Origin of the sequence: Aestuariibacter sp. GS-14 (assembly GCF_006494365.1) — a bacterium.
GTDB lineage: Bacteria > Pseudomonadota > Gammaproteobacteria > Enterobacterales > Alteromonadaceae > Alteromonas > Alteromonas mangrovi.
Map to the genome: position 1 here is coordinate 126,985 of NZ_VHIP01000013.1, position 20,309 is coordinate 147,293.

Consider the following 20,309-nt stretch of genomic DNA (forward strand, 5'->3'; position numbering starts at 1 on the left):
TGGACGTAAAGGACTTTCATCTCAGACCCGCCGTTGAAACGGCCAAACTTAATCCCAGTGGCAACTTAATTGCCTACGAGAAATTTGGCGATGTGTTTGTAGGCAATGAACATGTACCATTCAGCAAAATTTACGGTGTAAATAACTGGCATAAAATTCACACCGTGAGTTGGATATCCGATTCGATTTTAGCGATCCAGACACGCAATAATGGCAGCGGAAAAATTGGCTCCCACTTTTTTGACCTGCTGATTCAGGAACATGACATTAAGGTGGTTAGAAAAGACTATATCGATAATCAGGGATACATTGTAGACAGGTTGCCGATGTCGCCGGAAAACATTTATTTCGGTCAGTATCGGTGGAATGATGATGGTCATGTGTATGCAGACGTACACAAAGTACCGCTGTTTTCCGAAACGCCCTATCGCTTTAACAAAAACCAAAAGTTAAACAGCAACAGTGGCAAAATAATTGAGTGGATAACCGATCAAAACAGCCTCTTGCAGGTAGGAATGAGCTATGAAGACAACCTGCCCCATCTGTGGGGCCGCAAAAGTAAGCGTTCCAATAAAATGGAGCTTATCTGGACGGGCAATGCCGATACCTATTTCAATGTGTACGGTGTAGATCCAATAAAACGTCATATTTGGGTAATTACCGATTTTGAACGCGACCGTCGCGCTGCGGTAGTGTTTGATTTAGAAACAGCCACTGTAAATGAAGTGCTTTATGAACACCCTAACCGCGACGTTAATGGCATCGTTATGGACGCCAACGGTGAAAAACCACTGGCAGTTACCTTCATAGACAAAGGGCGGTTGGATTATTACTTTCTGAATGATGAAGCCAATGCTGTGCTGGCCAATGTGAAGCAGCATGCGCCGGCGTTTACTTATGCAGTGTACGATACCTCTCCGGATTTCGCCTCCATGCTGGTTGTAAAATTCGGTCAGTCTGAGCCTGGCGTAATTATGCATTGCAAACAACAGGGAACAGATTGCAGCCCATTGGTAGACTTGTATCCATGGCTGGACCATGTACAGCTGTCTACAATGAAAGTACTGCAAACTCCCACTACCGGCGATTTAAACGTGGAATCGTTTATCTCATTCCCAGCCAATGCCGATTTGAACACAACAGCAACACTACCACTGGTGATTATGCCCCACGGTGGCCCAATTGGCATTTATGATGCGCCCTTTTTCAGCAGTGACGTGGAGTGGCTGGCATACAACGGCTATGCCGTTTTACGCGTGAACTACCGCGGTTCAGGTGGATACGGGCGAAACTTTGAAGAAAGTGGAATGCAACAATGGGGTCGAGCAATAGAACGTGATATCAATGCGGCGGTTGAGGATGTACTGAAAAAATACCCTGTTTTAAATGCAAACCGGATGTGTCTATTCGGTGCCAGTTATGGCGGCTATTCATCCATTATGGGTGTTATCCAGCATCCCGATAAATACAAATGCGCAGTGTCGTTTGCTGGCGTTACCGATTTACCCCTGCTTTTTAACAAGCGTTCAGTTCAGAACAACGAAACGCTCACACAAATACTGAAAGAAATGATTGGCGACCCTGCATCGCAAATGACCGAACTGATGGCCTATTCACCCGTTTACAATGCCGACAAAGTTGAGCGTCCTGTGTTGTTGATCCATGGTACCAAAGACTCGATTGTGGATATTGAGCACAGTTGGCGATTATCCCGAATGCTCTCATTTTACAATAAACCTCACGAACTTAAGATTATGCGCGGCGCAGAACATTCTTTCGACACAACCGGTGAGGTAAAGATTATGTATGATTGGGTGATGCCATTTTTGGCTGAGCATCTCAATCACCAACCCAACGAGGTAAAGACGCAAATGGCAGAATAGTGGGTGATACACAATTAACAGTGTCGGATCAAACTGAATACACCACACGGATGTTATTTAACTACTAGGGCGTGTTGCGATAATGCCGTAAAGTTATCGGTTGGCTGCGAATGATAGTATTCCCTGATTTGTTGAGACAGGTACACGCTATCGTCCTTAAGCTGTTTAAAAATCACTGGATCTAACAGCAATGTGAACGCAATCACGGGTGGACATTGGTGATTAAACAATAAGTTTGTGCCCAGCTTTTTAAGGTCTGGAAACATAGAGAGCATGTGCCCTTCATCAAGAAAAATCACCGGTTTGGCGGTTAAAATTCGCCGATAAACTGAAAACGAAAAATAATTCCAAAAAAAGGCACATTCGCAAGTGTCCAGCATATGGTTATACTGACTGAATGACAGTGTGCCATAGCACTGAATTTGTGAATGCAGCATATGAGAACATAGCTCCGCCTTTAACGCTGATGTGCCTACAATTTGCACCACATAGCCCTGCTCTGCCAGTGTGTTCACTGTTTTAACAAACTCAGACACAAATGAGGGATGATTAGTCAGTAATCGGTAATAGTCGATTTCAGCAATAACAAACACCAGATGCTTTTCATTACAAGGCTGCTGCGCAATCGCCTCAAAAAAACAATTTGAGCGATAATAAACAGGCTGCTTCACATTAATGCGATCGGTTACTGGTACCGGGTAAATGTGGGTGTCATTTGCGAAATGGCGTCTTAATACCTGAAGTCGGCCAGCAAGATAAATCGACTTGATGTAGCTTTTGGTTAACTGAACTATGCTGCGGCGCTGCCCACTGCTAATAGCAAAATTGCCCGACAGTAATTTTATATCAATGCCCAGCAGAGGATCACTGGTCAAAACCTGTACGCCATTCGACTTTAATCTGGTGAGAAATGCCGTGTATTTAATGAAACTGTAGGGTTCGTGGGTGTAAAGCAAATAACCAGAGAATAACACAACAACAACAGGCTTATGCTCTTCCAATATCTGCTCGCAATCCTGGAATGTGCGGTAGCAAACCTTCTGTTTAGGGTCCAGATGGTCGGCAATGTCCATTCGATTTTGTGGAATTGCCACTTTCACATCCCATTCCTGATACAATGTCAAAAAATACGTAGCGTGCCCCAATTCGCCAAAATCTTCGGACACAATCACTAGCATTTTTGGTGATTGACATTCAGTCATCCGAGTTCCTTTTTACTCCAGAGTTTATTTTAATAGGACCATGATAAGGTGTTGATGAGTTTAAAAAACTGAGTACGCCTTTAAATTCAGGATATCGTGTAATGTACTGCAAAAAAATTGCCGAATCCCAGAAAAGTTTCAAAAAAAAGATTGCACCCCAAAATACAATTTATCAAACTAGGGTTGTTTATTTTTTAACTGATTTCAGGATATTTGTTTGGCCAGGGAAAAGCCCATTTGCTTATCTCTGCCTCTTTATATCACTACAGACCAATCCAACGTTAACGCAGCTTATGCCGTTTCGCCACAAGCGAATAGAAAAATACGCTAACCGGATTGGTGAAAAACAAAAATACGGAACATCAAAATCATAAGCAGATGCGTCTGTTTATCTATACAACAACAGGAAGCGGAAGAGTTTGTGATGGAAGTAAAACAACGAGTAAGCCGCAACGCCTTCGCAAAAGGCTGCTTTTCATTTTTAGCCTTAGTGAGCATTAACCTGATGTCTGGTTGTTCGTCTCCCTACTCGCCGGTTTCTGTTGAAGCCTCTACTCAGGTGGTAGAGTCATTGCAGCGCTATACCAGAGATTACACCTTGCAGGCTGGCGACCAGGTTGAAGTCTATGTTTACCGCCATCCTGACTTTTCAAAAACGGTAACCATTCGCCCGGATGGTTATCTGACGCTTCCGGTGTTAGACGATATAAAAGCTGCAGGTCTCACCCCTATGGAACTGGACAGACTGGTAACAAACGCACTGTCCGTAAGATTAAAAGAACCGGAAGTGAGCGTATTTGTAGAAAACGTTGTTGAACCCATGGTGTATGTTCACGGAGAAGTTCAGGTTGCCTCTGCGATACCAATAAGAAAGGCGAAAACCGTTGCTCAGGCACTCGCCCAGGTGGGTGGTATAAAACGCGAAGCTAAAATAGAGCAACTTGCCGTGATCCGCTTACATAAAGACGGACATTTACGCGCAATCACACTGGAACTCGCTAATCACAGCCAGTCTTCCTATTTTCTTGCCATGCAGAATATCCGACTGCTGCCCGAAGACATTATTTTTGTACCAGAAAGTCACCGTTCGCAGTTTGTACGCGCTATACAGGACTTTATTAATACTCCTCTCACAGGCGTCAATCAGGTGTTAGCTCCTTACTTCCAATTTCGCTTAATTGAAGAACTGGACGACGTTAACGGAACTACTGAAGTGATCATAAACTGATGTTTGAAAAAGAAGCGATACCTCATTATCCGGAAGCAGACAGCTTTGACGTAAAAGCGTCACTCAACAATATAAAAAGTTCGATCATCGGTCACCTTTGGGTGGTACTCCTAGTATTTGTCCTAACGTTGTCTGCGGTTACCTTGTATATCGCAACCTGGCCGCCGGTATTTGAAGCCAGCGTGGTTATTTCAGCCGATTCAGAAGAAGACCTGACCCGCAATGCCTTTTACCAGCAATGGAACATTTTCCGCAGGGAAGCAACCGGTGATGAAGCGATCCTGATGACCTCAGACCCCATTCTTCGCATTGTGATAGAAGAGATGGATTTGAAATATGAGGATGTCTACCACCCTTTTATGTCTTACGTCGTATATTTGTGGGGTGAATCATGGTTAGGGAGAAATTATCGTGCATTAAAGTACAAAATTTTTCCGCCACCTCCCCTTCCTCCCGGTATAACCGAGGAGATGCTCGAAAAATTCAAAGTACTTAAAGATTTTCGCGAAAGCGTGATTTTACAACCTATTGGCGAGAATAACATTGCACTTCTGATAGTGAGAGGCCCTACCCCCAAGGTAGCAGATATTGCAAATAAGCTGATAAAGGTTTATTTGGATGAGCGCCGCAAACGGTATGTCAATGAAGCGAAAACGGCCAGTATTGCTTTGCAAACTGAAACAGAAAAGGCGTATGCAAAACTGGTTGTCGTTGAACAAGAACTGCAACAATTTTATGCCGACAACAGCTTATACCTGACCTTCGAGAAAGACCGCGTTGAAATGACTCAATGGTTGGACCTACAAGCTGAAATTAGAGATCTGCAAGCGCATGAAGCTCAATTACTGCGTACCCTGACTGCACTGAGAAAACAACTGGACGAAGAAGGCCAGACACTCCTTAAAGGTCAGATTTATCAGGATGATTTGCTTGAATTGCGTGACAAGCTCACACAATTGCAAATATCACTGCGGATTGCGCGTCAGATTTTTCAGGAAAATTCTCCAGAAGTTGTTGAATACAAACGTCAAATTGAAGCGATTGAAGAGATTCTCCAGGAAAAAGGCGTCCAACTGCAGGGACAAACCAATAAAACCCGCAACGAATTTTACGAAACTGTGCGCTTAAAAATAGGCCAGATAGAAAGTGATTTGGCAGGAGTACGCGCAGGTATAGAAACAAAACAAAATACCGTTAAACGCCTTCAACCGATTATGCAAGAATTGCCGTCAAAAATGCAAAAAGCCTATCAATTGCAACGTGAGCAAATGGTATTGGAAGGCCAGTATAAAGCATTAAACGAAAAACTGGTTCAGGCTACCGTTTCTATGACTACCGCACAAAGTGCGCCATCAGCGATTAGAATCGTCGATCAAGCCTATGCGCCGGATAAACCTGCCTGGCCAAACACCAAATTAATGCTGTTAGTAGCGATGTTTTTTGGTGTTGTGCTGGGTGTAATCTGTGCACTTGGCCTGGATCTGATATTTGTTCGGGTAAACCGCTACAAACTGTATAACCACAAGCAATATCAATTGTTCGCAGTGCTCGAAAATGACGCAGCATTTGTCGACAACATTTATCAATTAAAGAAAAAATAAAGGATACAGTGTGGTTACCTCTCAACGGAGCAAAGGAAATTTCATTGAGCGACTGAATAGTTTTCTGGTGCATAAGCTTACCGGTAAACCCAAATATGCCTCGGTATCATACCGTTATATGTGTAAGTCTATTCAGCGTGAATTAAAACACGTCAGCCTGGATCGCGCCAAAATGCTGGCTTTATCCGGCATGCCAACGCCTGCTTTTGCCGTAAATCTGGCGTTGTTTTTAGGTTTTTCCCTAGCCAGCGAATTAAATGCAAGAGTGTTGTTAATTGATTCGGTGGTACGTCACCCCGATGATACCCTGTCAGACAAATTGGGGTTAATCGGTGAAAAAGGCTTTTTTCAACTGTGCACTCAATCAGAAATCGAGGCACTATCGCTGTGTAAAAATACCCAGGTAAAGTCGGTAGATGTGCTGCCTTCAGGACAATTTGAATTTGCTAGTGCAGTTATTCTTGACCATGGTTTACTTGACCAGCAGATCAGTAAGCTGTCTCAACATTATGATTATCTGATTTTTACACAGGGTGATATTCGCGAAGACACGCGCTACATGGCAATTTCAGAGCGAGTTGATTTAAATTTACTGGTTGTAGAAGAAAATCGAAGTTTTATGCACGACATAGACGAGCTGTATCGATTATTCCGCGATTCAGAACTGGATAATCTGAAATTAGTCATGACAACCTGATCTCACTATGAAATCCGCACTTATAAAACGCCAGGCTTTCGTTTTAACTATCGTGATGTTTTTTGCGATTTTGGCCGCATCAGCGTCCATTTTGTTAATAAACGGCGATAAACTGGTCAAGGTAGCGGTTGTCGGCGGTATATTCTTCCCTTTGGTATTATTTTTGTCGGGTAATCCCCGATTATTTTTTTTATTTGGTCTGGTATTAGCCGCCCCGTTGGGTTTGTCTATCAATTTTAAAACTCTAATCCACATCGGTGGTGCTCCGTCATACAGCGTGGATCTCGCCGATTTTTTCTTATTTCCGCTGGTTATTTTTCAAATCAGAGATGCCATCACCGGCTACTACCGGCACTGGTCGTTCCCTACGCTAAATTATTGGTGGCTGGGACTCATTGGTCTTGGCTTATTTAACATCGCGATAGGACCATTGCGACATTTGCCAGGTTTTGAAGTGATGCGCATGGTTAAATGCATGATTTTATTTGTTGTTGTAGTTAACGAATGTAAACGAATAAAGCAAATCAACTATGTGGTTATTGGACTGGCTGCGGGTATGTGTATACAAGTGGCTGTCGGTGTTGCGCAATTTGTTTTCAAGAGGAGCCTTGGCCTCCAGGCGCTTGGCGAAGCTTCTTCAGAGGCAACGAAAGGGGCTAACCTTGGTGTGTATCTAACAGAGAACGCTGTATATCGCATAGGGGCATTGATGGGACATCCCAACTTGCTCTCGGCTTATCTGGCTTTATTGCTGCCCATCTTTATTGCGTTGTTTTTCTGTCATTATAAACGCTGGGTAAAGGCCCTCCTCGCAATGATCATTGCGGGCGGATTGATGGCATTGGTATTCACGCTCTCTCGTTCAGGATGGATTTCTTTTGCAGCAGCATTCCTAACGCTCATTACACTGAGCGCTTTTGACGGTCATATTCGGGCTAAGTATCGCGCTATTCGAGTTTTCATGATAGCAGGTACTGTGGTGGCAGGATTGGTAGTATCCGGTCCTATCATACAGCGGATTACAAAAAGTGACGCGGGTGCCGTAGACTTTCGGTTCGAATTTATGGTGGTAGCCGCAAAAATGATTGAAGCCAAACCTTTAGTGGGATTTGGTTTGAATACGTTTGTTTACCATATGGCGCCCTATACTAAATATCAGAATGCCGCGGGATTACAAAAAGTGTTTGGTGAACACTGGCCAGCTGTACACAATACCTACCTGCTGGTGTGGTCGGAGCAAGGTACAATTGGCATGGTGCTGTTTTTGGGCTTTCTGTTACACGTATTTAAGATATACCGGCAAAACCGACGTTACCGAATCAACGAATTCACCCATGCCTTAAATCTGGGCATTATTTGCGGTTTTATTGCCATTTTAATCGATGGAATGGCAAGCTTTTTCATTAGAGTGCCAGCCCCGGGACGGGTGTTTTGGATTGTTATGGCGTTATTAGTAGCAATTAATCTGTGGAACAGACGCAATTATCAATGCCGAATCGTTGCGTCAAGGAAGTTGGCCGAACTGGAGGCCCAGGATGGCAAAAAGCAATAAACTGCCACTTATCGCGATTGCAAATTTTGCCCTAAAGGCCGGCGGAGCAGGTTTAAATCTGCTCATTCAGCTTGTGTTGGCAAGATTGCTGAGTTCAGAAGACTTTGGCATTTTTATTATTGCATTTTCATTGTCGACTTCGGTAATGGTAGTCGCGTCATTGGGCATTCCACTCTCTGCCATTAAGTTTGTTCCACTTTATCGACATAATAATGAATGGCCCCTGATTCGCGGCTTTTTTAATGCAGGCTTAATCACAACCCTTCTAGGCGGCATTGCATTTTCTGTTCTTTCGTTCTTAATAATCAACGTCATAGTTGACAACCAATCGTTTCCCACACTATACAACGCACTGATTATTGCCACTATTTCCATTCCTTTTTTGGCCCTTTCACAAACACTGGTGGCCTATTTGCAGTCGCTTCAGCATGTTATTACTGCTGAATTTGTGGCAAACATTATTCGCCCTGTGGTCACTCTTGCCGGTATTGGCATTATCATAATGCTGATTCCAAATTTAGGTGTTAAAGGTGTGCTATGGCTGACGTTTATTGGAATATGTGCAAGCGTGTTGGTGGGCATTAAACAGTTTATTCGCTACGCACCTGAACAGCTGAATAGCATATCCAGCCAGTTTGATTTTCGCCATTGGTTTGCAGCAGGATTTTCCACTATGGTGATCATGGGAGGCGTGATCCTTAACGAAAGGATAGATGTGATGCTGGTGGGCTCGTTATCAAGTATCGAAGATGCCGGTGTTTATGGCGTGTGCGCCCGACTGGCGTTTTTTGTTGGGTTTGCCTTAACGGCAGTCAATGCCATATTAGGACCACAGTTATCGGCAATATTTGCCACTAACGATATGCTCAAATTGAGAAAAGTAGCCGCCGCTGGTGCCGCAATGTCAGTTGTGGCTGCCACCACACTATCGCTTATCCTGATCCTGATGGATACCTGGGTACTGTCATTATTCGGCACACACTTTACTGCTGGCCAGTCTGTGCTGCAGATATTATTAATGAGTCAGATTGTGGTGGCTTGCTTTGGCGCTACGGGCGCTGTAGTTGTATTGCTCGGAGGATATCGGATTACCATACTAAGTGTGCTAGTGGCGTTGTCTGTTAATGTTGTGCTCAATCTACTCCTTATTCCAGAATTTGGCCCAACGGGTGCCGCACTGGCAACCCTTATTGGACAATTTATAGGCTGTGGTATTATTGCGCTGTGGTGTATTAGCCACTCAAGAATAAATGCAACTATTTTCGGCGTGTCAGTCTTATTCAGAGCACGCAAATCAGTAACTTAACAGACTTCACTGCATAGTGAATCGAAGGGATTAGCTCAATCATGACTCAATTTCGTAAAGGGTATCTGCATAGTTACGGCGCTTTTTTTCTAATCCTGGTGGCGTTTTTTGATGTGTTAGTTATCGCGGGTAACTACCATTTTGTTTTATTCGCAAATCAAATTGAAGTCTCAAAGGATTTAACGTTTGTTCTGGTATTAACGCTCATTGTATTTATTTCTATTGCTACCAGCCATTCTTTCTATCGCTCTTACCGAACGTCAAAATTGCTTACCGAAATAGGTGAATTATTCAGCTATTGGGTGAGTACATTTGCGATAATAGCCACACTGATTTTTGTCTTCGAAAGTAAAATGCCCATGCCGTCTGATGTTCTGCTGGTATGGTTTATTTCAACTCTGGTTTTTCTGGCCATTTCCCGGGTAATACTCCGAACGTTCGTTTATAAACTCAGAGCTTACGGTCGAAACTTCAGAAGAGTGGCTATTATTGGTGCGACACCAATTGCAGAAAGGTTGCATCATTCCATTACTAGCAATAACTGGATGGGTTTAAAGTTCTCAGGTTTCTTTGACGACAGAAGTCACGACCGGTTCTCAGAAGCTTTTCAGGGTCAGTTGGTTGAGTCAGTAGAGACACTTCTGGCCTATATTGCAAAAGATGACATAGATATCGTTTATATTACGCTTCCAATGAGCGCACAGAAGCGCATAAAAAGCACCATTGATAAATTGTCGCAAACCAATGTATCTATTTATTACGCACCGGATTTTTACACCTTTGACCTGTTGCGGGCACACTGGGACAGCATCGAAGACCAACCGTTAATCAGTATTATTGAAACCCCGTTTGTGGGTGACAATACCGTATTAAAACGCTTGGAAGACATTGTGCTTTCCAGCTTAATTTTATGTGGTATTGCCATTCCAATGTTAATTGTAGCCATGTTGATCAAATTCGATTCGTCCGGCCCGGCAATTTATCGTCAGAAACGATATGGTCTGGATGGAAAGTCGTTCACTATTTATAAATTCAGAACCATGCGGTCAACACCCGACGACAAGGTATTTAAACAGGCTACTCAAAACGACCCCAGAGTCACGCGTCTTGGTCGCTTTTTACGAAAGTATTCTATCGACGAATTGCCGCAATTTATAAATGTGTTGCAGGGTCGCATGTCAGTGGTTGGCCCACGCCCCCACCCGCTGGCCCTGGACGACGAACATTTAAACCTGATAAAGCGCTACAACCTGCGATTTAAGGTCAAACCCGGGATCACGGGCTGGGCTCAGGTTAATGGTTATCGAGGAGAAACCAAAGAACTTCACGTTATGGATAAGCGAATTCAACTCGACCTTGAGTACATAAAACGCTGGTCTGTATTATTTGACTTAAAGATTATCTTTTTAACGTTTTGGACAATTATCAAGCCAGTTAATGCCTATTAATCTACAGAATAACTGACCGTTCAAATTATTAACGCAACAAGTTACGGCGAAACACCTGGTCAACAGAGATTTTACTTAATTTGGAACGATAACCACGGTATACCTGCTCTGGCAACGTATCGTGCCCTATTACGGCGCCGGAGTCGATGACATTAAACTCTGCAATACAAACATTCGGATTAATCGTAGCATTCAATCCAATGAAGGTATTATTGCCAATTTTACAGCGTTCTCCGATAGTGGCCGATGTGATCCAACAGTGTTTTCCTATTTCCGTGTGCATTGCGATCCGGCTACCGCTCCACACAATCGAATTATCGCCTATCGATACTCCCGGGTGAATAAGGCAGCCTTCCATAACCATCACATTTTCGCCAATACTCAGCGGCCCCAGCACAGAAGCCTTACTGCTGACAAAACTGGCAATGCGATAGCCATCTTCCTTAACTTGATTTACCTTTTTTGCCCGCAGTTGATTGCACTGTGAAATACCAATAGCAATAAAAATCGAAACAGCCTGCATATCATAAATGTCAGCTAAACGCTCATAAGCAACCACAGGAAGTCCCAGAAAATGGGTTTTATCGAGATATGCTTCATCAACTGCAAAACTTACCACGTCAAAATTCGACTCTGACTTAAACTGATAGTAAGCCAACTCTGCAAACTGTTTATCACCCAGGATAATAATTTTTTCCATCACGCACCTTGGTTATTTGCGTTCAATAACAGGGTCAGGATAGTTTCAATGGTTTCTGTTTGCGCGTCTATTTTTGGCAAAAAGCGTAAATTGTGACCAAACTTTGAAACCAGAAAATGATGCGATAATAAGATATCAAACAGGTTATTTGCCTGCACCTCAGTACCGCAGGCCAATACCCACAAAAGTCCCCGCCCCTGTAATTTACAATCCATTGCCGCAAACGCTGGCTTCAGACGTGAGAACACCTGATCAATCTCCGCTATGTGCTTGGTATCAAGGCGAGTTGAAATCGCCTCTAACGTAGCAATTATAGCGGCACAGGTGACAGGATGATCGGAGAAAGTACTGCCTTTTAAAGCTAACTGATGTAACGCCGGACTAATGTTCGATGCGACACAACTGGCAGGTACGCCGTTACCTATCGATTTTGCAAAAATCAGAATGTCAGGAAATCGCGTCAATTCGCTGGCAGTAAAAAGAGGACCCGTTCGGTACAAGCCAGTTAAGGTTTCATCAAAAATGGACACAACATTAAATTGCCTACACACACTCACCAGTTGTTCGCGAAAGGTGACACTGGCAACTGCGCCATCACAGGAGCCGCGCAATGGTTCTAAGTAACAGCCCGCATACTCCCCGGATTCAAGGCACTCAATTAACATTGCCAGCACAGTTACTTCATTCGCATCGGTGGGATATGGCAACAGTGTATTATTACCGCATTTCACCGGCGCATTGCCCCAGCATAAACTAGAGGTAAATACCGATTTACCATGCATGGTATTTTCAAATGCAATAAATCGTTGTTTACCTGTAACAACAGCGGCCAGTTTGCCGGCATACTCGTTGGATTCCATACCCGTAGAACATATAACATCAAGTCCGTGTCCCTCAGGTAAAAGCTGATTTACTGCCTCAAAACACCGGGTTCTGATTTCAGAAGGTAATCTACCCACAGCACTGAACAATGTCATTTGCTGATGGACAGCATTAACTACCGTCGCTTCTCCGTGTCCCAAGAATACCGTTCCAAATCCGGATATCAGATCATAATACGCCTGGCCATGTTTATCATATAAATAATGACCATTCGCTTTGGCTATCTCGGGAAAATCCAACCAATCTCTCCTTGTTTACTAAAATCGGTGCGGTGTTAACGTTTAAACTCGCACATTTGCGCATCGAAATCCTTAACAAACTGTTGCCAGGTAAATCGCTTCACTCTTTCAGCCCCGGCCACGCCTAAGGCTTCAGCATGAGCAGGATCTGCGGCCAGTTTAGCAATCCCCTTTGCAAATTCGATGGCTATCCCATCAACCAAATAGCCTGTCTCTCCATTGGCAACGACTTCTTTAGGGCCGCCTTTATTCACTGCAACAACAGGTTTACCCCGACTCATAGCTTCCATTGGAGTTAATCCCAAATCTTCGTTAAACGCGGTAAATAATGTGGCATAGCAATTCGAATAGAGGGTCTGCATTTCCTGATCTGAAGGGCCAATAACAAATTCAATATTGTTGTACCCTTCTGCTAACGCCTTTAGACCAGCATAATAAGGCTCACTTTTTTTATCTACCATGCCGGCAATAACCAGCCTGTAATTGTTGCCATGCTCGTTGCAAAAGTGCTTGAAGGCTTCAATACCCAATTCGATATTTTTAGTCCACATAATACGGCCTGGCAGAAAAAAATAAGGTTCACGCTGCGGGCAAACCTGTATGTGATTTTCGTCGATACCAGGGTAATAAATAACGATGTCTTCTGGCTTGCACAACCTGGCTGCCAGTACTCGCTCCTCGACGGCTTTACTGATACAAATAATTTTGCTGTATTGTTTCCAGCACCATTTATCCACCAGCTTGTAACCCCATTCCATTAAGTGGGCAATCCATTGTTTTTGCGAATGCTTTTGTAAATGCCGCTTTCGATACTCGAGATCATAAACCGCACGAAGAGGCGTAAAGCACAAGTTAATGGTAGGAATATCACGGTTTCTGAACTGCAGGAACGAACCAAGCCCATCGCAACATATAACCAAAACATCAAAGTCATCTAGTGGTAAACGGGTTGCTGCAATGGTTTTACCGGCTGATAAAACAGCACCATAACTACGTTCAACGGAAACCGGGTTAATTTCGACAATTCGGTAATTTGCCAGTTCGGGATACGTGCCCTGTTTGTCGAAGTGACTGGTAAATACAGTAACCTCGTGTTTTGTTTGTTTACATATCTCGAGAATCGTTCTTTCAAGGCCGCTTTTTAGATACACCCATGGATGATAAATGGCGATTTTCACGTTAATTGTCCAAATTCTGATTTGATGATTGAAGAGTCCGTTCATACACTTTTAGCAATGCCTCAATGTGCGCATTCCATGTGTAGCCAGACGCTTTTACTGTATTTTCCTCGCCATAGCGCGCGCAACGTTCCGGATCTTCTACTAAACACCTGATACCCTCAACTATTGCGTGGCTATCATCCGCTTTTACTTTAATGCCTGCAAAAGGCAATTCACTACTCGACACAATGGCGCATCCCGAAGCCATCGCCTCTGCAACGGCCAAACCAAATGTCTCAATTCTGGTGGGAAACACAAACACGGCAGCATGAGACAGTAAACGCGCCATCGAAAGTCTGTCCGTAAATGCCTCGAAACGGACATTCCGTAATGATTCTACCGATTGCATTGCGTCATCACTGCCCCAACCAGTGATGACAAATTGCACTTCTGGTAGTTGTGTTGCGGCGTTAATAACCTGTTGAAGCCCTTTCCGTGGGTTGAGTTTGCCGGCAAACATGACATAGGATTTTTCTGCCGAACGATAATCTTCAAGGCTGATACCTGGTTCAATCACAATGGCATTTTGAGTAGGTATGCCCAATGAAGCAGCGTAATGCCTTGAAAAATCACTGATATAAATATCATGTGATGCAGGCATACGAACCAGTTTACGCTCAAACCACTCGAACAACCGTCCCACAACAGGTCCTTTCATTGTTCGCCATTCCTTGCCAAATAGCGCAAGCATCATTTTAACCAAAGGCTTGCCCAGCTTGTTGGCAATTTTGCTTGCTGGCAGAATGGAATGGTACGTAAAGGCTTGAATAACATCAGCATCTCGACAATATGGCAGCAAAGTTGATGCTTTAAGATTAAAAGCGTAAACACTGCAAGGCAATCTGACGGTGGTAATTCCGTCATAACTGGTGAGAGCAGGATCACCTGTGGTTAACACGGTGACTTTCACTCCACGCAGTTGCAGATGTTTCGCCATTTGATAAACAACATATTCGCCACCACCGGCATAATCTGGAGGAAACCGCTCATGAATAATCGCAACCTGTTTTAATGCCGTCACAACAGGATACTCCGGTAACGGATACTTCCACTGGTCAGGGCATACCAGGTAAATAAGCTTCTGGGTAAGCCAGCACCAATGCGAATGACCCTGAGAATAGGATTAGGCATAGCACTACCACTGCGATAGCGCTGAATAACATAGGGTAAGCAAAGCACACTAAACCCGATATGTGAAAACAACGTAAGCACAATACCCAATAATAAAAGCTGGAAAAACGCCGTTTCAACGGTTAAGAAATACCTATGCCACATGAAAGACCTTAATTCCGGGTGTTTGTCCATTAAGTAAGGTAAATGCTTAAAAAACAGTGGTTCCTTGAGCCACTTCCAAAACGATACGTGGAAAACATGATGGTAAACGGTGGCGCTTTCCTCGAACACCACCTCAAATCCCGCTTTTTTTACCTTCCAGCCTAAATCGGTATCCTCACCGTAAAATTTATCCATAAACTCGGTAGAAAAGCCCCCTACCGCGTCAAAAGCAGCTTTACTGTAGAAAATATTGCAGGTTTCAAAGAAAATTGATGCGCTGCTAATATTGACCGTTTTCTCCAAAAAACGACGTGGATGCGATGGATTAGGTAACGTTTTCCCCTGTACCAAGCCAACTGGCCGCTCACTTAGAGCAGAAGCAAATTGCCTTGCGCCATTCGCTATCCAGTCTGGTTCGGCGATACAATCGTCATCAATAAACGCAATAATATCGCCTTTTGCATGTGTACCACCGTAGTGTCGGGATGGAGTTGGTGTGTTGTTGTGTTTTTTTACATAATGGAGCGGAACTGGCGATATCTTTCGCCACTCTCTCACCGCCTCTTCAGTTCCGTCATTGGAATAGTTGTGTACCACGACAATTTCAAATTTATCATGCGAATAGGTTTGCTTATAAAGGGATTCAAGTAACTGTTGCAACAGCGCCTTTCGTCCATGAGTGGGCACAACTACCGTTACATAAAGCGCATCTCCCATCATAAACCTACTCCGTTATACAATGCCTGATATCGATTAAGATAATGCGGCCCCAGTTGTTCCCAACTAAACGCGTGGGCGCGTTGCTTACACGCATCAGCGGTAGTTTCACCTATCGAGGAAATAACAGCGAGAATTGCAGCCTCCAGCCCCTGCTGGTTAGTTGCCAATCCATTCTGCATTTCTGGTTCAAACAGTTGACCAACCCCATACGTATCAATAATGTCTGGGATCCCAGCATGATTACAGCCAACCACAGGGGTTCCCTGCATTAAGGACTCAACTACCACCAGACCAAACGCTTCCCACACCGCAGGGAGCACAGTTACCGTAGCGTTTGAGTACAACTCAGGAAGGTCGTCTACATTTCCCCTGCCCAGAAAATGAATATCACTCTGAACATCACGCACCCCCTGCTGTTGCAGAATTGAAAACCTGACTTCCTCACTCACATTTCCTGAGAACGTCAGTGTCGCTTCAGGATACGTGCGTTTTATGGAAGAAAATGCGCGGGCAAGCAAAGCTGCGCCTTTACGTGGCTCATTGCAGTCTCCAACAAATAATAATGATGGCGACGTTGAATACAGGTTTACTGGCTTGTTTTCGGCGAGTGCAGTACCAAATACTGGAGGGGGGAAAAGCGCCGATGAGCAGTTGAAATCCTGTTTTAATTGTTGCTGCGCGAAATTCGACAATACCCAGACTTCATCAGCATGACGAAGCGTGGTGGAAAAGAACCACGCATCCAATGGCACCGCTCTGAAATACCGCTTAGTGGGAATACCAACAGCATGAAATACAACCTTACAGGAAAGTTTGTAACGCTTACGAGCAATTATCGCAGCATAGGCATCAAAGTAATTCAAACAATGGATTACGTCTGCGCGGGACTGCGCTAATCGCGAACTCAATGCAAAAGCAAAGTAATGGCATTCGTTCCACTGACGAAATCGTGTGTGCCATTTAGTAGCTATACTGTGATGTTCGATTTGTCCTTCCTGCCAGGTTTTGCTTTCAGGCGCCAATGAATAAGTTTCAACAGCCACGCCCTGACCAGACAAATACACCGCCAAATCGTTTAAAATCCGTTCAGAACCACGTCTGACAAACGGCCAGCGATATGGATTGGTGATCGCAATGACGTTGTTTTTCATGTTATACCCGATCATCGGCTTTAGCTGACGATTCTTCTTTTTCTGCGCCTTCCATTTCAACCGGCCTGCGGCGCTGTCCATTCAATGGCGTCGGCGGAAACCATCGCTTTTCGCCCAATGCAAAAATTTGTTCATCAGTGACTTTACGCAACGCCTGGATTACTTTTCGCTGAGTTAGCGTGGTTTTTAATTGCCCAACATTCCAGACAAGGGCAGAAAGTTTGGCGTGTCGATAAGGCTTAAGCACTAAATCGATAGCACTGAAAATCAGATACGCCAACACCCTGCCAAAGATACCTGGCGCTTGCGCATTTTGAATAAGTGAAGCCAGACGATTTTTACAATAATGCCTTACGATGATTCCGTTTGCTTCTCCAGGTTGAGCCTGCACTTTATGATAGGCATGTAATTCAGGATGCACCCACACAGAGTAACCAGCAATATTCAGCTTCCAGCCAATATCAGAATCTTCATACCCATAAAAATAACGTTCATCAAACCCGCCAACCTGCTCCAGTGCATCGGCATTTATCAGCATCGCAGAACAATTAATCCAGATCCGTTGTTCTGGCTCAGATAATCGATCAATACTCACGTTTTCACAGAGATCCCACGCAAAGCCGAAATAACCGATATCGCCTCCAAATGCATTCACCCGTTGGCGGTCAAAGTCATAAATTACTGCACCACCCACGCCAGTAACGGCGGGCTGTTGTGTCAGAAAATCCAGCGCCTTTTCTATCCAATCGGGCTTTAAATTAACATCGCTGTCTAAAAATAAAACTCTGGGCGCCCGTCGGTTTACTAACCCCAAATTTCTTGCACTTGCGGGACCATTTGGCGGTTTAACCAGATAACGTATCGGCACACGACTATGAGTTGCCATATTCGCAACCATATCCGCCGTGTTATCTGATGAACTGTTATCTACTACGATAATTTCAAATTGCTCAACCGTTTGTTGTAACAAATGCAACAGGGTTTGCTTTAATTCCACTTCACGGTTATAGGTTGGAATAATGACTGTAACCGCTAGTTGCGTCTCCATACGCGTTTCCATATTCTGATTACTTCTTAAAAACCAGTTTGGTTATGCTTTTGGGAGCAAAGGATAGCTGTACTGTTTGAATACCATTATTGGAATTAACTGGTAATACTATCACGTTGTGCTGGACGCTAACTTCGCTATCTCCCCCTTGATGAAAACGCGAAATGTTGACCTGACTTGCCCATTCCAGCCCAGGAATAACAGGTAATTGTGTTCCTGTATTCGCATCAAGCGAATCTGCGGTCATTTCAGTCTTATCGTAAGACGTAAATGCTGCTGTGCCCTCAAGTGTCAGTGTGGTGGCAACTGACGAAGTAAAATGCTTATTCACCACCATAACAATTAGCTTACCATCCTTCTCAACTGATACTACATCCAGATAGGGCACCGCCTTCACCGCATCAATGACGCCAATTGCTCTTGATGAGTAGCTATCAACCGCTACCGCACTTTCAACAACATTGCCTTCAATCACATCGGCATACATATCAAATGCCATCATGGGGGCGGTAGGCACAAATTTACCATTCCTATTGCCCAGCCACCCCATAAATCCCATGTCTGTTAGCTTAAAAGCATTGGCAATTTCAACGCGGGGCTGTCGCAAAAATGTATTAATGGTTGCACCTACAAACAGTGATGATCCAAACGTTTTTACATGATCTACCCATTTACTACTTGGTAAAACATGGAAAAATGGTCCCCATTCAGTTATCGCCACACTAATTTGCTTATTGGGTTTATCGTAATTTTTTAACAGGCTATCCAACGACTGAATGTTCTTTTCTATATTGAGTGGGGCTGCCAGCATGGCTTTATAGACTTCACTTGGATCAGCGTTTTCGCCTCCCCCCATTAGTACCGGCGCATAAGCATTGTGAACAGCGAGGAAATCAACGTTACTGCCAACGCTATCAAGTACGGTTTTACTCCAGTTATCTGCTTTTATAAATCGATAACTGCCGTAATTTAATCCTCCAATGGCACCTAATTTTATTGAAGGATCAACAGCTTTCATTGCCTTGGCAAATGCTTGATATCGATTTGCATATTCCTTTGCATTGATTTCTGCTCCCGACAAATCTCCATCCATGTAGAGTTCATTACCCACTTCCCAAAAAGTAACATTTTGTTTTTTCTTATTGTTCAGATAATCAACCCACTCAGCAGCCATAGCAGGCGTGCCATGTCCGGCATTCACCGTAATCAAAAGGTCAGCACCGGTTTGTTTACTTAAATAAATCAGTTCGTCCGTGCCAAAAACATGCTGGGATTTAGGCCCCCCCGGATAATGCAACGCTGCGGGACGAGCTCGTTGCGTACCAACTCCTTCCTGCCAATTGTAATAATCAGAGAATACGCCACCAGGGAACCGAAATAACGCAAACGACGATGACTTGATTTCCTCAACAGCTTGTTTATCTACTGCATTAGCTTGGGTGGACCATAAACCCTGACCATTGTTGATCCACTCAATATTAGTTCCGAACAAAGATCGGGGGACTTTCCTGATAACGTTGCTGGTATCAATAGTGACGGTTGCTGTTATTTCAGCATCAGATTGTGCTTGTTTCGACGCAGTGTCACTCAGTCCGGTAAGAACAATGTCATCAAAATAGGCATGGCCGGATGTGGTGTTTGTGATTGCGTAAACAATGATATTACTGGCGTTGGCGGCCACATTCAGCTTTGCTTCGTGATGAACTAACGCTCCTTTCGAATCAGATTGTTTAAACTGAATGAAATCAAATCCATCCCCTTCACCCAATACATGCACTCCCACAATAGCTAACGCACCACCATCGGCTCCTACTAATGCAGAAACATTAATCGTCCCGCCGGCAAATTTACTCGCATCAAGCATTTGGCCTGCGCCTAATAAATCGCTGCCGGTATTCTGAGAGTTAGGCGTTAGCCTCAGTACATTTCCCGATGATGAGTTTGTTATGTCTATCGTGCCTTTGCCCTTCACTTTCTGGTCGATATGCCAAAGGGCTGGAGCGCCGTTTGCTATTTGTTCAAAGCCCGTATTTTGCAAATCTACCGGAAGTCCGGCACTTGTTTCACCGCAACCAGCTAACAGCAGCGACATCGCTATTGAGACAGTGCGTAACATAGCTTTACATTGATTCCAGTCTCTCATTGTTCATCTCTTTA

At 44.0% G+C, this 20,309-nt stretch carries 17 protein-coding genes; 7 read left to right on the forward strand and 10 right to left on the reverse strand.

Features of this window, described 5'->3' with window-relative positions; all coding sequences use genetic code 11:
• Positions 1-65: 65 nt before the first annotated feature.
• Positions 66-161 (reverse strand): hypothetical protein, encoded by a 96-nt coding sequence (locus FJ444_RS21820; protein ID WP_181405203.1) that lies wholly within the window; start codon positions 159-161, stop codon positions 66-68.
• Between the two features lie 894 nt (positions 162-1,055).
• Here FJ444_RS21820 and FJ444_RS21825 point away from each other — a divergent pair.
• The gene (locus FJ444_RS21825; RefSeq protein ID WP_370298070.1) at positions 1,056-1,883 is read left to right on the forward strand and encodes an alpha/beta hydrolase family protein; all 828 of its coding nucleotides are present in this window, start codon (positions 1,056-1,058) and stop codon (positions 1,881-1,883) included.
• Between the two features lie 53 nt (positions 1,884-1,936).
• Here the strand turns inward: FJ444_RS21825 and FJ444_RS17295 are convergent, their stop codons facing one another.
• Positions 1,937-3,085 carry a hypothetical protein gene (locus tag FJ444_RS17295; protein WP_140960400.1) on the reverse strand — a complete coding sequence of 383 codons (1,149 nt, stop codon included), beginning with the start codon at positions 3,083-3,085 and terminating at the stop codon, positions 1,937-1,939.
• Positions 3,086-3,509: 424 nt separating this feature from the next.
• On the opposite strand from FJ444_RS17295, the gene FJ444_RS17300 reads away from it, so the two are divergent.
• The 6 genes from FJ444_RS17300 to FJ444_RS17325 are packed head-to-tail and all read left to right on the forward strand — an operon-like array spanning position 3,510 to position 10,917.
• On the forward strand, positions 3,510-4,313 hold the full coding sequence (locus tag FJ444_RS17300; protein ID WP_140960402.1) for a polysaccharide biosynthesis/export family protein: 804 nt from the start codon (positions 3,510-3,512) through the stop codon (positions 4,311-4,313).
• A complete protein-coding gene (locus tag FJ444_RS17305) occupies positions 4,313-5,914 on the forward strand; it encodes a GNVR domain-containing protein (protein ID WP_140960404.1) in 1,602 nt (533 codons plus the stop codon). Before FJ444_RS17300 ends, FJ444_RS17305 begins: the two co-directional genes overlap by 1 nt.
• A gap of 10 nt (positions 5,915-5,924) precedes the next feature.
• Complete coding sequence (locus tag FJ444_RS17310) at positions 5,925-6,611, forward strand: hypothetical protein (RefSeq protein WP_140960406.1); 687 nt, start codon at positions 5,925-5,927, stop codon at positions 6,609-6,611.
• 7 nt (positions 6,612-6,618) lie between these two features.
• Positions 6,619-8,163, forward strand: a complete 1,545-nt coding sequence (locus FJ444_RS17315) for an O-antigen ligase (RefSeq protein WP_140960408.1) — start codon at positions 6,619-6,621, stop codon at positions 8,161-8,163.
• On the forward strand, positions 8,147-9,469 hold the full coding sequence (locus tag FJ444_RS17320; RefSeq protein WP_140960410.1) for a polysaccharide biosynthesis C-terminal domain-containing protein: 1,323 nt from the start codon (positions 8,147-8,149) through the stop codon (positions 9,467-9,469). The genes FJ444_RS17315 and FJ444_RS17320 overlap by 17 nt, the downstream gene beginning before the upstream one ends.
• 41 nt (positions 9,470-9,510) lie before the next feature.
• Positions 9,511-10,917, forward strand: a complete 1,407-nt coding sequence (locus FJ444_RS17325) for an undecaprenyl-phosphate glucose phosphotransferase (protein WP_140960412.1) — start codon at positions 9,511-9,513, stop codon at positions 10,915-10,917.
• A 28-nt stretch (positions 10,918-10,945) separates the two neighbouring features.
• On the opposite strand, the gene FJ444_RS17330 is transcribed toward FJ444_RS17325, so the two are convergent.
• From FJ444_RS17330 to FJ444_RS17365, 8 genes are read right to left on the reverse strand one after another with little or no spacing between them, the layout of a single operon-like run.
• Positions 10,946-11,617 carry an acetyltransferase gene (locus tag FJ444_RS17330; protein ID WP_140960414.1) on the reverse strand — a complete coding sequence of 224 codons (672 nt, stop codon included), beginning with the start codon at positions 11,615-11,617 and terminating at the stop codon, positions 10,946-10,948.
• Complete coding sequence (locus tag FJ444_RS17335; protein WP_140960416.1) at positions 11,617-12,738, reverse strand: aminotransferase class III-fold pyridoxal phosphate-dependent enzyme; 1,122 nt, start codon at positions 12,736-12,738, stop codon at positions 11,617-11,619. Before FJ444_RS17335 ends, FJ444_RS17330 begins: the two co-directional genes overlap by 1 nt.
• Positions 12,739-12,773: 35 nt before the next feature.
• Positions 12,774-13,916 (reverse strand): glycosyltransferase family 4 protein, encoded by a 1,143-nt coding sequence (locus FJ444_RS17340; protein ID WP_181405206.1) that lies wholly within the window; start codon positions 13,914-13,916, stop codon positions 12,774-12,776.
• A gap of 1 nt (position 13,917) precedes the next feature.
• Positions 13,918-14,979, reverse strand: a complete 1,062-nt coding sequence (locus FJ444_RS17345) for a glycosyltransferase family 4 protein (RefSeq protein WP_140960420.1) — start codon at positions 14,977-14,979, stop codon at positions 13,918-13,920.
• Positions 14,976-15,953, reverse strand: coding sequence for a glycosyltransferase family 2 protein (locus FJ444_RS17350; RefSeq protein ID WP_140960422.1), 978 nt, complete (start codon positions 15,951-15,953; stop codon positions 14,976-14,978). The genes FJ444_RS17345 and FJ444_RS17350 overlap by 4 nt, the downstream gene beginning before the upstream one ends.
• Complete coding sequence (locus FJ444_RS17355; RefSeq protein ID WP_181405207.1) at positions 15,950-17,104, reverse strand: glycosyltransferase family 4 protein; 1,155 nt, start codon at positions 17,102-17,104, stop codon at positions 15,950-15,952. The genes FJ444_RS17350 and FJ444_RS17355 overlap by 4 nt, the downstream gene beginning before the upstream one ends.
• A gap of 1 nt (position 17,105) precedes the next feature.
• Positions 17,106-18,152 (reverse strand): glycosyltransferase family 2 protein, encoded by a 1,047-nt coding sequence (locus tag FJ444_RS17360; RefSeq protein WP_181405208.1) that lies wholly within the window; start codon positions 18,150-18,152, stop codon positions 17,106-17,108.
• A gap of 19 nt (positions 18,153-18,171) precedes the next feature.
• Complete coding sequence (locus FJ444_RS17365; RefSeq protein WP_140960428.1) at positions 18,172-20,244, reverse strand: glycoside hydrolase family 44 protein; 2,073 nt, start codon at positions 20,242-20,244, stop codon at positions 18,172-18,174.
• Positions 20,245-20,309: the final 65 nt, after the last annotated feature.

Excerpts from the sequence above, each read along its gene's own strand:
- FJ444_RS21825 (WP_370298070.1), top strand. The coding sequence starts at position 1,056 with ATGAAAGTACTGCAAACTCCCACTACCGGCGATTTAAACGTGGAATCG.
- FJ444_RS17295 (WP_140960400.1), bottom strand. The coding sequence starts at position 3,085 with ATGACTGAATGTCAATCACCAAAAATGCTAGTGATTGTGTCCGAAGAT.
- FJ444_RS17300 (WP_140960402.1), top strand. The coding sequence starts at position 3,510 with ATGGAAGTAAAACAACGAGTAAGCCGCAACGCCTTCGCAAAAGGCTGC.
- FJ444_RS17305 (WP_140960404.1), top strand. The coding sequence starts at position 4,313 with ATGTTTGAAAAAGAAGCGATACCTCATTATCCGGAAGCAGACAGCTTT.
- FJ444_RS17315 (WP_140960408.1), top strand. The coding sequence starts at position 6,619 with ATGAAATCCGCACTTATAAAACGCCAGGCTTTCGTTTTAACTATCGTG.
- FJ444_RS17320 (WP_140960410.1), top strand. The coding sequence starts at position 8,147 with ATGGCAAAAAGCAATAAACTGCCACTTATCGCGATTGCAAATTTTGCC.
- FJ444_RS17325 (WP_140960412.1), top strand. The coding sequence starts at position 9,511 with ATGACTCAATTTCGTAAAGGGTATCTGCATAGTTACGGCGCTTTTTTT.
- FJ444_RS17330 (WP_140960414.1), bottom strand. The coding sequence starts at position 11,617 with ATGGAAAAAATTATTATCCTGGGTGATAAACAGTTTGCAGAGTTGGCT.
- FJ444_RS17350 (WP_140960422.1), bottom strand. The coding sequence starts at position 15,953 with ATGATGGGAGATGCGCTTTATGTAACGGTAGTTGTGCCCACTCATGGA.
- FJ444_RS17355 (WP_181405207.1), bottom strand. The coding sequence starts at position 17,104 with ATGAAAAACAACGTCATTGCGATCACCAATCCATATCGCTGGCCGTTT.
- FJ444_RS17360 (WP_181405208.1), bottom strand. The coding sequence starts at position 18,152 with ATGGAGACGCAACTAGCGGTTACAGTCATTATTCCAACCTATAACCGT.
- FJ444_RS17365 (WP_140960428.1), bottom strand. The coding sequence starts at position 20,244 with ATGTCGCTGCTGTTAGCTGGTTGCGGTGAAACAAGTGCCGGACTTCCG.